The 14,569-nt window shown below is 72.2% G+C and carries 15 protein-coding genes; 10 read left to right on the top strand and 5 right to left on the bottom strand.

Annotation, left to right across the window (positions count from 1 at the left end; all coding sequences use genetic code 11):
* The first annotated feature begins 64 nt into the window (after positions 1-64).
* From secD to NAMU_RS16730, 7 genes are all read left to right on the top strand, one after another.
* On the top strand, positions 65-2,014 hold the full coding sequence (gene secD / locus NAMU_RS16760; protein ID WP_015748585.1) for a protein translocase subunit SecD: 1,950 nt from the start codon (positions 65-67) through the stop codon (positions 2,012-2,014).
* On the top strand, positions 2,011-3,309 hold the full coding sequence (secF, locus tag NAMU_RS16755) for a protein translocase subunit SecF (protein ID WP_015748584.1): 1,299 nt from the start codon (positions 2,011-2,013) through the stop codon (positions 3,307-3,309). The genes secD and secF overlap by 4 nt, the downstream gene beginning before the upstream one ends.
* 5 nt (positions 3,310-3,314) lie before the next feature.
* Entirely contained in the window at positions 3,315-3,866 is a 552-nt protein-coding gene (locus tag NAMU_RS16750) for an adenine phosphoribosyltransferase (RefSeq protein WP_015748583.1), read from the top strand.
* Positions 3,867-3,996: 130 nt separating this feature from the next.
* Positions 3,997-5,205, top strand: coding sequence for a sensor histidine kinase (locus NAMU_RS16745; protein WP_015748582.1), 1,209 nt, complete (start codon positions 3,997-3,999; stop codon positions 5,203-5,205).
* Entirely contained in the window at positions 5,202-5,873 is a 672-nt protein-coding gene (locus tag NAMU_RS16740) for a response regulator (RefSeq protein WP_015748581.1), read from the top strand. The genes NAMU_RS16745 and NAMU_RS16740 overlap by 4 nt, the downstream gene beginning before the upstream one ends.
* Before the next feature lie 234 nt (positions 5,874-6,107).
* On the top strand, positions 6,108-7,049 hold the full coding sequence (locus NAMU_RS16735) for an ATP-binding cassette domain-containing protein (protein ID WP_015748580.1): 942 nt from the start codon (positions 6,108-6,110) through the stop codon (positions 7,047-7,049).
* Complete coding sequence (locus NAMU_RS16730; RefSeq protein WP_015748579.1) at positions 7,049-7,930, top strand: ABC transporter permease; 882 nt, start codon at positions 7,049-7,051, stop codon at positions 7,928-7,930. The genes NAMU_RS16735 and NAMU_RS16730 overlap by 1 nt, the downstream gene beginning before the upstream one ends.
* 37 nt (positions 7,931-7,967) lie before the next feature.
* On the opposite strand, the gene NAMU_RS30050 is transcribed toward NAMU_RS16730, so the two are convergent.
* Positions 7,968-8,138 (bottom strand): hypothetical protein, encoded by a 171-nt coding sequence (locus NAMU_RS30050; protein ID WP_015748578.1) that lies wholly within the window; start codon positions 8,136-8,138, stop codon positions 7,968-7,970.
* Positions 8,139-8,493: 355 nt separating this feature from the next.
* Between NAMU_RS30050 and NAMU_RS16725 the strand changes: the two genes are divergently transcribed.
* The gene (locus tag NAMU_RS16725; protein WP_015748577.1) at positions 8,494-9,246 is read left to right on the top strand and encodes a tyrosine-protein phosphatase; all 753 of its coding nucleotides are present in this window, start codon (positions 8,494-8,496) and stop codon (positions 9,244-9,246) included.
* On the opposite strand, the gene NAMU_RS16720 is transcribed toward NAMU_RS16725, so the two are convergent.
* Complete coding sequence (locus NAMU_RS16720; RefSeq protein ID WP_015748576.1) at positions 9,243-9,608, bottom strand: VOC family protein; 366 nt, start codon at positions 9,606-9,608, stop codon at positions 9,243-9,245. The two genes, NAMU_RS16725 and NAMU_RS16720, sit on opposite strands and share 4 nt — an antisense overlap.
* 47 nt (positions 9,609-9,655) lie before the next feature.
* Entirely contained in the window at positions 9,656-9,865 is a 210-nt protein-coding gene (locus NAMU_RS16715) for a dodecin (RefSeq protein ID WP_015748575.1), read from the bottom strand.
* 302 nt (positions 9,866-10,167) lie between these two features.
* Here NAMU_RS16715 and NAMU_RS16710 point away from each other — a divergent pair, with 302 nt between their 5' ends.
* Complete coding sequence (locus NAMU_RS16710) at positions 10,168-12,525, top strand: RelA/SpoT family protein (RefSeq protein WP_407669249.1); 2,358 nt, start codon at positions 10,168-10,170, stop codon at positions 12,523-12,525.
* A 37-nt stretch (positions 12,526-12,562) separates the two neighbouring features.
* Entirely contained in the window at positions 12,563-13,324 is a 762-nt protein-coding gene (locus NAMU_RS16705) for a sulfite exporter TauE/SafE family protein (protein WP_015748573.1), read from the top strand.
* 24 nt (positions 13,325-13,348) lie between these two features.
* On the opposite strand, the gene NAMU_RS16700 is transcribed toward NAMU_RS16705, so the two are convergent.
* A complete protein-coding gene (locus NAMU_RS16700) occupies positions 13,349-14,134 on the bottom strand; it encodes a hypothetical protein (RefSeq protein ID WP_015748572.1) in 786 nt (261 codons plus the stop codon).
* A 39-nt stretch (positions 14,135-14,173) separates the two neighbouring features.
* Entirely contained in the window at positions 14,174-14,506 is a 333-nt protein-coding gene (locus NAMU_RS16695) for an antibiotic biosynthesis monooxygenase family protein (RefSeq protein WP_015748571.1), read from the bottom strand.
* Between the last annotated feature and the right edge of the window lie 63 nt (positions 14,507-14,569).

Below are 14,569 nucleotides of genomic sequence, written 5' to 3'. Positions count from 1 at the left end.
TGACCGCGCCCAGGTCAGTCCACGCTCATGGTCGGGACGCCGCACGGACGAGGATTGGCGCGACGTGGCAACACCCCCCGGGCACTTGCGGCCCTGGAGATTGATCGGGACCTTTGTCGGCATCGTCATCGTGCTGTACGGGTTGGTGTTCCTGACTCCGGGAAGCAACACCCCCAAGCTCGGTATCGACCTGCAGGGCGGCACCCGCATCACCCTGACCGCACGCACGGTGGACGGCAGCGACCCAACCCGCGAACAGATGCAGCAGGCCCGCACGATCATGGAGGGCCGGGTCAACGGCTCCGGTGTGGTCGGCGCCCAGGTGCAGATCGACGGGGCCAACCAACTCGTCGTCACCGTTCCGGGCAACGAGGACCTGTCCGGCCTGACCCGGACCGCGCAACTGAACATCCGGCCGGTGGTCGCCGACAGCAGCGGCAACCCGATCGTGATGTACCCGGCCGGGTACACCCCGCCGCAGGCGAGCACGGCTACCACCCCCAGCACCGCCACCCCGGCCACCAGCGGCACCGAGACCGGCGCCTCCGGCTCGTCGGCCCCCGGTTCGGCCCAGACCACCGTCCCGGCCATCGGGGACACCCCGGCGCCGACGTCCGCGGTCGTGCCGGCCATCGGCGACACCGCCACCGCGGCCCCCAGCGCGGCCGCGACGACCCCCGCCGCCGAGACGCCGGCCGCGACGTCCCCGGCCGGGTTGCGCGGCGACGACGCGGCCCTGGCCGCCGCCCAAACCGACGCGACCGACCCGGCCGCGACGCCCGCGGCCAGCGATACGGCCGCCGCGACCGCCACCGGGACGGCGGCGCCCACCACTGCGGCCACGACAGCGGCCACGACCGCGGCGTCCACCGTCACCTGGCCGACCGGCAGCAACCCGGAGAACCCGACCCAGCCGCTGGGCACCGACCAGGCCGCATTCACCGCCTGGCAGACCTCCGCGCAGACGGTCATGCCGACCATCAGCTGCGCCGACCTGGAGCCCTACCGCGGCCTGGACGACCCGAGCAAGCCGCTGATCGCCTGCTCGGACACCGGCGACGCGATCTACCTGCTCGAACCGACCATCATCTCCGGCACCCAGATCGAGACCGCCAGCTCCGGGCAGAGCACCCAGGGCGCCGGCTGGGTGGTCAACATGACGTTCAAGTCCGACGGCTACTCGACCTGGTCGTCCTACACCGCCGCGCACGTCGGGACCCTGACCGCGATGACCCTGGACGGCCAGGTCATCTCCGCCCCCCGGATCGACGGCGCCATCACCACCCCCGGCACCGAGATCTCCGGCTCGTTCAGCCAGGCCTCGGCGGCGTCGCTGGCCAACTCGCTCAAGTTCGGCGCGCTGCCACTGGCCTTCGACCGGGCCGAGTCGGTCAACGTCAGCGCCGAGCTGGGCTACCAGTACCTGATCGCCGGCATCATCGCCGGCGGTATCGGCCTGCTGCTGGTGGTCGTCTACTGCCTGATCTACTACCGGCTGCTCGGCCTGATCACGATCCTGTCGCTGATCCTGTCCTTCGGCCTGGTCTACCCGGTGCTGGTGCTGCTGGGCCGGTGGATCGGCTACTCGCTGGACATGGCCGGCGTCGCCGGTCTGATCATCGCCATCGGCATCACCGCCGACTCGTTCGTCATCTACTTCGAACGCATCAAGGACGAGGTGCGCGAGGGCCGCACCTTCCGCTCGGCGGTGCCGCGCGGGTGGTCCCGGGCCAAACGGACCATCCTGTCGGCCGACGCGGTCTCGTTCCTGTCCGCGTTCATCCTGTACATCCTGGCCGTCGGTGAGGTCAAGGGCTTCGCCTTCACCCTGGGCCTGTCCACCGTGCTGGACCTGGTCGTGGTGTTCCTGGTGACCCACCCGCTGGTCCACCTGGCCGCCGGCTCCCGGCTGTTCCAGTCGCCGACCTGGTCGGGTCTGGGTGGCGTGGCCAAGGCCGGCGCCCGACAACGGGCGGCGGCCGCCCGGCTCGACGCCAAGGAGGTGTCGGTATGAGTGTCGACGACGGCCTGGACACGCCCGCCGCGGTCAGCGCGGCCGCGACCGGCGACAAGCTCTACGGCCGGCAGGCCGGGTTCCTGAGCCGGCTGTCCACCGGCACCGGCGCCTTCAACATCCTGGGCCGGCGCAAGGTCTACTACATCGTCTCCTCGGCGCTGGTGGTCGCCTCGATCCTGCTGATCGTGTTCCGCGGCTTCCACTACGGGATCGACTTCGCCGGCGGCACCACGCTGACCTTCCAGCCGGTCGACAGTGCGTCCGTGTCCAACTCGCAGATCGCGCAGACGGTCACCTCGGCCACCGGGGTGGAGACCGAGTCGGTGCAGACGGTCGGCAACCAGATCCAGGTGACCTCCTCGTCGCTGAGCGTGGACCAGGTGGTCGCGGCCAAGGCGGCGATCAACCAGGCCTACTCGCCGCCCGGCGGCGTGTCCGACTCGGCGGTGTCCGAGACCTGGGGATCGGAGATCTCCCAGCGGGCGCTGCTCGCGGTGCTGGTCTTCCTGGTCGCGGTGGCCGCGTTCCTGTGGATCCGGTACGAAAAACGGATGGCCGCCGGCGCGGTGGTCTCGGTGCTGCACGACCTGATCATCACGGCCGGCATCTACTCGCTGGTCGGGTTCGAGGTGACCCCGGCGACCGTGATCGGCCTGCTGACGATCCTGGGTTTCTCCCTCTACGACACCGTCGTGGTCTACGACAAGGTGCAGGAGAACACCAAGGGCCTGACCTCGCTCAACCGGCGCACCTACCCGGAAGCGGCGAACCTGGCGATCAACCAGACGCTGATGCGCTCGATCAACACCTCGCTGATCGCGCTGCTGCCGGTGGCCGGGCTGCTGGTCGCCGGCGTGGTCATCCTGGGCTCGGGCACCCTCAAGGACCTCTCGCTGGTCATGCTGATCGGCATGCTCATCGGCGCCTACTCGTCGGTGTTCGTCGCGGTGCCGTTCGCGGTGGACCTCAAGCTGCGCGATCCGGCGATCAAGGCCCACACCGCGCGGGTGCTGGCCAAGCGCAAGGCCGAGGGGTTGGTCGTGGACGCCGACGGCGACCCGATCGCCCGGACCGGAGGGCCGGCCCGTGTGGCCGCCGCGGCCGCGAGCTCGCCGGTCGCCACCGCGACAGCCAGCTCGACGGCCACCTCGACGGCCACCGCCGTCCGGCCGGATGCGAAGCCGGGGGCGGCGCCCAAGCCCGGGGTCAAGCCGGTGCGGCCCACCGGCAAGACCGGTCCGCGCGGCAAATCGGGCTCCGGGCCCAAGCCGTCCGGCAAGCGCAGCCGCTGAACCGGGTGCCCGCCGACTCCGCGGATCCGGCGGCGCTCCGCGCGGCCGGTGCCGCGCTGGATCGGCTGGTCCGGATCCAGCCCGACTTCCCGCAACCGGGGGTGCTGTTCCGGGACCTGACCCCGGTGCTGGCCGACGGGCCCGCGCTGCGGGCGGTCGCCGTCGCGCTGGCCGGCGCCGCCCCGGAGGCGACGCTGATCGCCGGCCTGGACTCTCGCGGGTTCCTGCTCGGCGCGGCCGCCGCGATGGTGGCCGGCACCGGCGTGCTGGCCATCCGCAAGCCCGGCAAGCTGCCCGGCCGGATCCTGTCCGAGGAGTACGCCCTCGAATACGGCACCGCCCGGCTCGACCTGCACCCGGACGACGTGCCGCCGGGCGCCCGGGTGCTGGTGATCGACGACGTGCTGGCCACCGGTGGCACCGCGGCCGCGGCCACCCGGCTGCTCCGCCGGGCCGGCGCGCAGGTGGTCGGGGTCGCCGTGGCCGCCGAGCTGCTCGCCCTGGGCGGCCGGGCCGCGTTGCCCGGCCTGCCGGTCACCGCGCTGCGGAGCTGGTGACCCGCAAAGCCACACGAGGTCCGGCCGGGGCACGTCGGCCGCGGGGTACTGCGGACGCGGTAGACGGCGAGAGTCGGTGCCTGCGCGGGGCGCACGACGCGGGCCCGGCCGTCGCCCTACAGTCGCTGGCATGACGTGGTGGCCGAGGGCAGGCAGCTGGCTGCGCGCCCACCCCACCCTGCTGGACGGGTTGCTGGCGCTGCTGGTCATGGGGCCGGCCTTCGCCGGCCGGGTGAACGTGCTCCCCGGAACGCCGATCACCCCGACCGCGGTGTCCCAGGTGCTGGTGGTCGTCGCCTGCCTGGCCCTGACGGTCCGCCGGCGCTGGCCGGTGCCGGTCTGGCTGGTCACCCTGACGGCGGGTGTCGCGGTGATCCTGCTGCAGCAGGGCCCGTCGCCGGCCCTGCTGCCGCTGCTCGTCGCCCTGTACACGGTGGCGACCCGCTGGCCGGTGGCGCGGGCGCTGCTGGCGGCCGCGGGGTCGGCCGGACTGCTGCTGCTCGCCCAGGGTTTCGCCACGGCCGACCGCTGGGATCGGCCGACGACCTACGTCGTTGCGACCTGGTGCGTCCTGTCGGCCGTGGTCGGTATCTCAGTGCGGCAACAGCGACTGGCCCTGGCCCAGGCGCGCGAGCGGGCCCGGGTGGCCGAGGAGTCCCGTGAGGAGGAGGCGCAGCGCCGGGTGACCGAGGAACGGCTGCGGATCGCCCGCGAGCTGCACGACGTGGTGGCCCACCAGATCGCGGTGATCAACGTGCAGTCCGGGGTCGCCGAACACCTGCTGCCGGTGAATCCCGAGCGGGCCGCGGAGGCCCTGCGGCACGTCCGGGAGGCCAGCTCCCAGGTGCTGACCGAGATGGGCACGCTGCTGGGCGTGCTCCGCGGTGCCGATTCCGACGAGGCGGATCGGGAGCCAGCGCGCGGGCTGGCCGAGCTGGATCAGCTGGTGGCGTCGCTGCGCCGCACCGGACTGCAGATCGTCTTCCGGCAGGAGGGAACGCCCGTTCCGCTGGGCCCGTTGGTCGACGTCACCGCGTACCGGATCGTCGAGGAGGCACTGACCAACGCCCACAAGCACGGGGCCGGCACTGCGCGCCTGCTGTTTGCCTTCCGGCCGCCCGGGCTGGTCGTCGAGGTGGACAACCCGGTCGAGCCCGGCCTTTCCCGGGCCGCCGGTTCCGGGCGGGGGCTGGCTGGCATGTACGAGCGGGTCGCCGCCATCGGCGGCGGCCTCCGGGCCGGGCCGGCCGGCCGCGACCGGTTCACCGTCCGCGCGGAGCTGCCCGCCGCGGGCCGGCCGGCCGTCACCGGGCCGGCGGTCGAGGCGGTGCCGTCGTGACCGTCCGGGTCCTGTTGGCCGACGACCAGGCGTTGATCCGGGGCGGGTTCGCCGCGCTGATCGACAGTGCCGACGACCTGGCCGTCGCCGGGGAGGCCATCGACGGCGCGGACGCGGTCCGGCAGGCCCGCGCCCTGCGGCCCGACGTCGTGCTGATGGACGTGCGGATGCCCGGCCTGGACGGGGTCGCCGCGTGCGCGCAGATCACCGGGGACCCGGCGCTGGCGCAGGTCAAGGTGTTGGTGCTGACCACGTTCGAGCAGGACGACTACATCCTGGCCGCGCTGCAGGCCGGGGCCAGCGGCTTCCTGGGCAAGGGCGCCTCGCCGACCCAGCTGCTCGACGCGATCCGGGTGATCGCCCGCGGCGAGTCGCTACTGTCCCCGCGGGCGACCCGGGTGGTGATCGAGCGGGCGCTGGCCGCACCGGGGGCGGCCACGCCGGACGAGGCCGCCGGCCCGGACCTGTCCGTGCTGACCGAGCGGGAGCGGGAGATCGTCGGACTGGTCGCGCAGGGCCTGTCCAACGACGAGATCGCCGCCCGGCTCTACCTGTCGCCGCTGACCGCCAAGACCCACGTCAACCGGGCGATGACCAAGCTCGGCGCCCGAGACCGCGCCCAGCTCGTCGTCCTGGCCTACCGCGCCGGCCTGGTCCGGCCCCGCTGAGCCGGGCCGACCCCGCGCCGCACCCCGACGCCACCTCGCCCGCCTCGAGTTGATCATGGCGAACGCTGCGCGACACGCCGACGACACGCCGAATCCGCGGCAGCCAACGCCATGATCAACTCCGAGTGGGGGTGGGGGAGACCCCGCGGGAGCGGGCCCTGCTGCATCCGCGGTATCCCAGGAGCCTGCGCCCGGACGATGTGCGGCGGGCCGGTCGGCGGAAGGCTGGTCAGCATGATCGAAGTACATGAGCTGACCAAGAAGTACGGGTCGGGGGACAAGACGGTCACGGCCGTCGACCACGTCTCCTTCACCGTCCGGCCCGGTGTGGTGACCGGGTTCCTGGGCCCGAACGGGGCGGGCAAGTCGACCACCATGCGGTCGATCCTCGGTCTGGACAAGCCGACGTCCGGGACGGCCACCGTCAACGGGCACCTGTTCCGCGACGCCCCGGCCCCGCTGTCCGAGCTGGGTGCGTTGCTCGAGGCCAAGGCGATCGACAAGGGTCGGTCCGCCCGCAACCACCTGCTCGCCCTCGCCGCCACGATCGGGGTCGGCGGGCGCCGGGTCGACGAGGTGCTCGACCTGGTCGGGCTCACCGACGTGGCCCGCAAACGGGCCGGCGGGTTCTCCCTCGGCATGGGCCAGCGGCTCGGCATCGCCGGCTCGCTGCTCGGCGACCCGCAGACGATCATGCTCGACGAGCCGGTGAACGGCCTCGACCCGGACGGCATCCTGTGGATCCGCAACCTGCTCAAGGAGCTCGCGGCGCAGGGCCGGACCGTTTTCGTGTCGTCCCACCTGATGAGCGAGATGCAGCTCACCGCGGAGCATCTCATCGTGATCGGGCAGGGCCGGATCATGGTCGACCTGCCGATGGCCGACTTCATCAGGCAGTCCTCGCAGCACCGGGTGCGGGTCGTCACACCGGACGCGACCCGGTTGCGGGACCTGCTCGCCGGGCCCGAGGTGGCCATCACCTCCGACGACCCGCAGCGGCTGGAGATCGAGGGCGCGTCCGCGCGTGACGTCGGCATTCTGGCCGCCGCGAACGGGGTCGTCCTGTACGAGCTCGTCGACGTCGTCCCCTCCCTGGAGGAGGCGTTCATGGAACTGACCCGCGACACCGTCAGCTACCACGGTTCGGTCGCCCAACCCGAGAGGAGGGCCGCCTGATGGCAACCACCGGGACCACCACTGCGTCGACCACGACGTCCACCACCACCCGCACGCCTGCCGGGGATCACCGGCAGGCGGTCCCGGCGAAGCGGACGAGCCTGGGGCGGGTGCTGTCCACCGAGTGGATCAAGACCCGCTCGCTGCGCTCGACCTGGTTCACCCTGGCCGCCCTGGCGGTGGTCATCGTCGGGTTCGGGGTGTTGGCCGCGATGGCCGCCGGCGGCGACATCACCACACCCACCGGCGGCCCGCCCGCGGTGGCCGGCCGTGGCGGCCCGATGAACACCGTCCTGGCCGGGGCCAATGTCGCGGTGCTGCTGGTGGCCGTCTACGGCTCGGTGGTCGGCGCCCGTGAGTTCGCCTCCGGAATGATCCGCACCACCTTCGCCGCCGTCCCGCGCCGGCTGCCGGTGCTGTGGAGCAAGCTGCTGACGTTCGTCGCGGTCGTGCTGCCGGTGACGCTCGTCGGCCTGATCGCGGTGTTCTTCGCCGGGATGGCCGTCCTGGACCGGGCCGGCGCCGCGACCTTGACGTGGTCGGACGACGGGGTGGTGCGCACCCTCTTCGGGCACGCCTACTACCTGGTCGGGCTGGGCGTCATCGGTCTGGCGCTGGGCGTGATGCTGCGCGGCACGGCCGCCGCGATCGGCACCACCATCGGCGCGGTGCTGTTCCTGCCGGCGCTGGCCACCGCCCTGCTGCCGTCGGACTGGAGCGCGGTGCTCAAATACCTGCCGTCGAACGCCGGCAACGCGTTCAGCGCGTTGACCACCACCGGTGACGTGCTGACTCCGTGGCAGGGCTTCGCGGTCTTCACTGGCTGGGTGGTGCTGGCCGTGGTCGGGGCGGTCGTGACGCTGGTTCGCCGGGACGCCTGAGCCGGTCCCGGATCAGGGGACGGACGGTCAGCAGGCCCTAGCCGACGTACATGATCGAGGTGGCGGCGACCACCGGGTCGCCGAAGGAGTTGCTGGCCAGCAGCGTGGGGAAGTCGGCGAGCCCGTGCAGCACGATGAGCGGGCTCATCCACGCGAACCAGTAGTGGAAGGCGGCCAGACCGAACCCGTCGCACTCCGAGGCCAGCACGTTGGCCAGGACATCGGTGGTGCCGCGGGAGCCCGAACAGGGCGGCCGTGATCGTCATGGCGATCAGCGCGCCGAAACTTCGGAGCGGATCCGGTCAACCGGCGCGATCACCGGGATGGGCTCGGGCCCGGCTGGGGCCGCCCGTCCGATCAGCAGGCCATCGCTACTCGGCCGCTACCCGGTCGGGCCCGCGGTCCCGCTTCAGAAGGTGGAACTTCGAGCCGAGGTCGGCAGGGCCGTGTTCGACGGCTCGTGGACGCCGGCCGTCCACCCGGCATCTACCCGGCAGGCACCGCAGGGAGATCGGTCAGGGCATGATCGGTGCTGGGCCCGCCCCCCACCGAAAGGACCGATTGTGATTCCGACCCACGCCGACGTCGTGTCCGGCACCTGGAACTTCCGTGACATCGGCGGCACGCCGACGCCGGACGGACCGGTCCGCCACGGCCTGGTGTACCGCTGCGCGGTGCTGTCGGGGCTGGACCCGGCCGGGCAGGAGGCGCTGGTCAAGCTGGGCGTCACCGACGTGTTCGACCTGCGCGGCGAGCTGGAGATCGAGCGGGAAGGGCGCGACCGGGTGCCCGCGTCCATCTCGGTCTCGGTGACCCCGTTCCACCCCGAGGACGGCACCATGCCGGTGCACGCGGCGGCCGCCGACCACGCCGACGCGGCCACCCCGCTGGAGCGCAGCCGTCGCTACTACGCGGCGATCCCGGTCTTCGGACCGGCTCAGCGCTCGGTGGCCACCATCCTGCGGGCGGTGGCCGACACCGACGGCAGCGTGCTGGTGCACTGTGCGGCCGGCAAGGACCGCACCGGCTGGACCATCGCCACCCTGCTGAGCATCCTGGGCGCCGACCGGGACTCGATCATGGCCGAGTACCTGCTCAGTAACGCCGCCATCGGCAGCCTGCGGGACTGGCTGCGGGTCAAGTACGGCGACGACTTCGACAGCGACGACGCGTTGCTCGGGGTCGACCCCAGCTTCCTGCACGCCGGATGGTCGTCGGTGGAGCGCAACTTCGGTTCCTTCGACGGCTACCTGGCGGCGATCGGCGTGGGCCCGGACGTCCAGGAGGCGATCCGGGCCCGCCTGCTCGATCGTTAGTGGCCGGTTCCGTCGGCACCGCTGTCGGCCACACAGAACTCGTTGCCCTGTGGATCGGCCAGGGTCGTCCACCAGAACCCGCCGCCGTCGCGGTCGGCGATCTTGCTGGCCCCGGCCGCCACCAACTGCTCGACCTGGGCCGGCCGGTCGGCGGAGACCAGATCCAGGTGCAGCCGGTTCTTGCCGGGGCTGGTCGCCTCGACCTGCTGGAAGGCCAGCATCGGCCCGGCCGGCACCTGCACCATGTAGTAGAAGCCGTCATTGTCCGCCACGATCGTGCCGCCGAGCTGCTCGGCCCACCAGGCCGCCAGCGGCCCGGGGTCGGTGGAATCGGTGGTCACCATAGCCAGGGTCATCGTCATGGCAGCAGGGTAGGACGCGGGTCCGACAGTGGGACCCGCGCGCCGGTTCAGGCGTCCATCCGGAAGCCGACCTTCATGCCGACCTGGTAGTGCGCCACCTGCCCGTCGGCGATGTGGCCGCGGACCTCGGTCACCTCGAACCAGTTGAGCCCCCGCAGCGTCGTCGACGCGCGGGCGATGCCGTTGTCGATGGCGTCCTCGATCCCGTTGGTCGAGGTTCCGACGATCTCCGTCACGCCGTACACATTCGAGCTCACGGTTGCCTCCTCGTTGCGCGAAACCGTCCAGCGGGACGGCCGAAGTGCGATGGTAAGGCGCGGGCCCCCGCGGCCGGCGGCGGCCCGCGGCGGAAGGTCCGCTCCGGCTCCGGCGTTATGCTCAGTGACCAGGTCATCCATGAGGTCATCCACCAGGTCATCGACAGCCTCACCGCCGCAAGGGGGGTGCCATGAGTCCGGACGCCGACAGCCGCACGACGCAGGCCGTCGTCCCGAGCACCGGGGTGCCCGACGCCGGATCTGCGCACACCGGCGCCACCGGTGAGGCCGCCGCCCGCCCCCTGGCCACCCTGACCGAGCCGCTCACGCCGGCCCGCCCGCCGGCCGGCGCCGCCGTCGTCGGCACCGTGCCGGCCGAGGCCGATCTCGCCCCCGAGGTACCGATTCCTTCGGCCACCCGACGGGTCCGGGCCCGCATCGCCCGCCGGATGAGCGGGCAGCGGCCGACCGCGTCGCCCACCCGCACCGTGCTTGAGCCGCTGTTCGCGGTGCACCGCAGCCTGCATCCCAAGGCCGACCTGAAGGAGTTGCAGCGGGCCTACGAGGTCGCCGAGCAGGCCCACGCCGGCCAGTTCCGCCGCTCCGGGGACCCGTACATCACCCACCCGCTGGCGGTCGCCACCATCCTGGCCGACCTGGGCATGGACACCACCACGCTGGTCGCCGCCCTGCTGCACGACACGGTGGAGGACACCGAATACACCCTGGAGAAGGTCACCGCCGACTTCGGCGACGAGGTCGCGCACCTGGTCGACGGGGTCACCAAGCTGGACAAGGTCCGCTTCGGCGACGCGACCGAGGCCGAGACCATCCGCAAGATGATCATCGCGATGGCCGAGGACCCGCGGGTGCTGGTGGTCAAGCTGGCCGACCGGCTGCACAACATGCGCACCATGCGGTTCCTGCCGCCGGACAAGCAGGCCCGCAAGGCCCGCGAGACCCTGGAGGTGCTGGCGCCGCTGGCCCACCGGCTGGGCATGGCGACCATCAAGTGGGAGCTGGAGGACCTGGCGTTCTCCATCCTGCATTCCAAGCGCTACGACGAGATCGTGCGGCTGGTGGCCGACCGGGCCCCGTCCCGGGACACCTACCTGGCGGCGGTCACCCAGCAGTTGGAGGCCGAGCTCACCGCCGCGAAGATCCCCGGCCAGGTGGTCGGCCGGGGCAAGCACTACTACTCGATCTACCAGAAGATGAAGGCCCGCGGCCGCGAGTTCGACGAGATCCACGACCTGGTCGCGGTCCGCATCCTGGTCGGCAGCGTGCGCGAGTGTTACGCGGCGATGGGCGTGGTGCACGCGCTGTGGGCGCCGATGCCGGGCCGGTTCAAGGACTACATCGCCCAGCCCCGGTACGGGGTGTACCAGTCGCTGCACACCACGGTGATCGGGCCCGAGGGCAAGCCGCTGGAAGTGCAGATCCGCACCTTCGACATGCACCACACCGCCGAGTACGGCATCGCCGCGCACTGGCGCTACAAGGAGACCCGGGGCACCCACGCCGGGGCCAGCGCGACCGTCGACGAGATGGCCTGGATGCGGCAGCTGCTGGACTGGCAGCGGGAGACCGGCGACGCCGGCGAGTTCCTGGACAACCTGCGCTACGAGATGGCGCACAGCGAGATCTTCGTCTTCACCCCCAAGGGCGACATCCACACGCTGCCGGTCGGTTCGACGCCGGTCGACTTCGCCTACTCGGTGCACACCGAGGTCGGGCACCGATGTATCGGCGCCAAGGTGGACGGCCGGCTGGTTCCGCTGGAGCGGCGGCTGTCCAACGGGCAGTTCGTGGAGATCTTCACCTCCAAGGCGCCCAACCAGGGCCCGAGCCGGGACTGGCTCTCGTTCGTCGCCTCGTCCCGGGCCAAGAGCAAGATCCGGCAGTACTTCGCCAAGTCCCGCCGCGAGGAGGCGGTCGAACTCGGCAAGGAAGCCCTGGCCAAGGCGGCCCGCCGGGCCGGCCTGCCGGTGCAGCGGCTGGTCACCCATGACGCGCTGGCCGTCGTCGGGCACGAGCTCGGCTACAAGGACATCGCCAGCCTGTACGCCGCGGTGGGGGAGAACCACGTCGCCGCCTCCACGTTGGTGGCCAAGGTGGTCTCCTACGTCGGCGGCGAGGAGGACGCGGTCGACGAGGTCACCGACCGCTCGGTGCCGTCGGTCACCCGGCGCCGGCACCGCGCCACCGGCGACGGCGGGGTGCTGGTCAAGGGCATCTCCGACATCCAGGTCAAGCTCGCCCGCTGCTGCACCCCGGTGCCGGGCGATGAGATCCTCGGCTTCATCACCAAGGGCGGGGCGGTCTCGGTCCACCGGATCGACTGCACCAACGCCTCGGCGCTGCAGAAGGAACAGGCCCGGCTGGTCGAGGTCAGCTGGGACCCCAGCTCGGCCACGGTGTTCCTGGTGACCATCCAGGTCGAGGCGCTGGACCGGGCCCGGCTGCTCTCGGACATCACCAAGACCCTGGCCGACCTCAAGGTCAACATCCTGTCGGCCAACCTGTCGATGTCCAAGGACGGGATGGCCATCTCCCGGTTCTCCTTCGAGATGGCCGACCCGACGCACCTGGGGCACCTGGTGCACGCGGTCAAGAACGTGGACGGCGTGTACGACGTGTACCGGGTGACCAGCGCCTGACCGCTGACCCGAGGCCGGGGTCTGCGACGATCAGCCGGTGACGGTCGTCGAGTTCGCCCTGCTGCTGGTGGCCGGTATCGCCGGCGGGCTGTTCGGCACCATCGCCGGCCTGGCCTCGCTGGCCACCTACCCGGCGCTGCTGGCCGTCGGCCTGTCGCCGGTCAGCGCCAACGTCACCAACACGGTGGCCCTGGTGTTCACCGGGATCGGCTCGGTACTCAGCTCCCGGCCCGAACTGGTCGGGCAGGGGCCCCGGATCCGCCGGCTGGCCCCGATGGCCGTGCTCGGCGGCGTCATCGGCGCGGCCTTGCTGCTGTCCACCCCGGCGGAGGGGTTCGAGAAGATCGTGCCCGCGCTGATCGGGTTCGCCTCGCTGACCATCCTGGTGCCGCGACGCCCGCCGCCGGAGGGGCACATCGCCGGGTCCGCCACCCCTCGCACGCGCTTGGTCGAGGCGCTCGGGATGGCCGTGATCTGCATCTACGGCGGCTACTTCGGGGCGGCCGCCGGCGTGCTGCTGCTCGCCATGCTGCTGCACACCACGCACGACACGCTGCCCCGGGCGAACGCCCTGAAGAACACGGTGCTGGGCTGCGCGAACGGAATCGCCGCGCTGATCTTCATTTTCCTGGCCCCGGTCGACTGGGCGGCGGTGGTGCCGATGAGCATCGGTTGCCTGATCGGCGCCTGGCTGGGGCCCAAGGTGGTCCGGTGGGCGCCGGTCACGCTGCTGCGCTACCTGATCGGCGCCGCCGGGCTGGGCCTGGCCGTCCACCTGGCCATCCAGGCCTACGGCTGACCCCGACCGCGATCGACCGCCGGTTCAGTCGCGGGCACCTTCCAGGCCGAGCGACAGGCGCCGGTCCCGGGCCAGCGGATGCTCCAGCATCCGGTCCACCAGCACGCTCCACCGGTGCGCCCGGGTCTCCAGATCGTGCCGCTCGGCCGGCGCCGCGGATCCGACGGCGATCGGCACGTGCACCGGCACCGTGGCCAACAAGCCGGCCGACTGCTCCTCGGTGGTCGCGTCGAGCTGTTCGGCGAGCAGGCGCACGTAGCCGAGCTGGTTGCCGGCCTCCAGCACCTGCGCCTCGATCTCGAACGCGGACCGGTCGGTGGTGGCGGTGACGATCACCGCCCCGCCGACCTCCCGGACGATCCGCAACGCCTGCGCGTCGGTCGGCACGCTGCTGGCCGGCGCCGGCAGCAGCAACGGCACCAGCAGGTAGTCCTCGCAGTCGCGGACCAGCCGGGCGAACTCCTCGGTGGGGGAGCTGACCTGCTCGGCGACCGGCACCGGGCTGGCGGTCACGTACCGGGCGCCCAGCCGGGAGGCCAGGTCGAGCACCTTGCGGTACGACTCGTCGTTTGGCGGCCCGCCGAGCTCGACCCGGCCCACGTCGAGCACCGAGACCCGGTTGGCCAGCAGGTGTTCCACCACGGAGACGAGCTCGGCCGAGCCGGCGCCCTTGTGCCACCAGGCGTCGGCCCCGGCCGAGTGGGTGACCTTCAGGCCGATCGAGTCGAAGGCGGCGCGGTGGGCGATGTCGACCAAGGTGTGCGGCGCCACGCCCGGCGCGGTGGACTCCTGCAGCGCGATCCTGTTCACGGTGTCACAGTCTGCCGGACCGGCCGGGCCGATCCGCCGTCAGACCGCCCCGGTGGCCAGGTCGGCGACCTGATAGGACCAGAGCTCGCTGTGCACCGCGACCGGCTGCGGCGCCGCGCCCCCCGAGCGCTCCGCGGCCGAGCGATGCCCGTGCCCGAACGCGGGGGAGTTCAGCCAGGCCTGGAAGGACTCCTCGTCCCGCCAGCGGGTCAGCACCAGCCAGGTGGTCCGCTCATCGGTCGGCTGCAACAGTTCGAAGCCCTCGAAGCCGTCCTGGTTGTCCACCGCGCCGGCCCGGGCGGCGAAGCGCCGGGCCAGTTCGTCGCCGCTGTCCGCGGGCACGGTGATCGCATTGATCTTGATGATAGTCATGCCGTCATCGTGCCAAAGCCCGCCACGGTAGCGCGGCCGGGACTCGCGACGCGCGGGGGCGGG

The organism is Nakamurella multipartita DSM 44233, from assembly GCF_000024365.1.
In the GTDB taxonomy this organism is placed as follows: domain Bacteria; phylum Actinomycetota; class Actinomycetes; order Mycobacteriales; family Nakamurellaceae; genus Nakamurella; species Nakamurella multipartita.
The sequence above is the reverse complement of the archived record's forward strand: the minus strand, read 5'-3'. Positions and strand labels throughout refer to the sequence as shown.

What these genes read in the sequence shown, in the direction of transcription:
- NAMU_RS16745 (WP_015748582.1), top strand. Translation starts at nt 3,997, where the DNA reads ATGACGTGGTGGCCGAGGGCAGGCAGCTGGCTGCGCGCCCACCCCACC.
- NAMU_RS16695 (WP_015748571.1), bottom strand. Translation starts at nt 14,506, where the DNA reads ATGACTATCATCAAGATCAATGCGATCACCGTGCCCGCGGACAGCGGC.
- NAMU_RS16730 (WP_015748579.1), top strand. Translation starts at nt 7,049, where the DNA reads ATGGCAACCACCGGGACCACCACTGCGTCGACCACGACGTCCACCACC.
- NAMU_RS16720 (WP_015748576.1), bottom strand. Translation starts at nt 9,608, where the DNA reads ATGACGATGACCCTGGCTATGGTGACCACCGATTCCACCGACCCCGGG.
- NAMU_RS16735 (WP_015748580.1), top strand. Translation starts at nt 6,108, where the DNA reads ATGATCGAAGTACATGAGCTGACCAAGAAGTACGGGTCGGGGGACAAG.
- secF (WP_015748584.1), top strand. Translation starts at nt 2,011, where the DNA reads ATGAGTGTCGACGACGGCCTGGACACGCCCGCCGCGGTCAGCGCGGCC.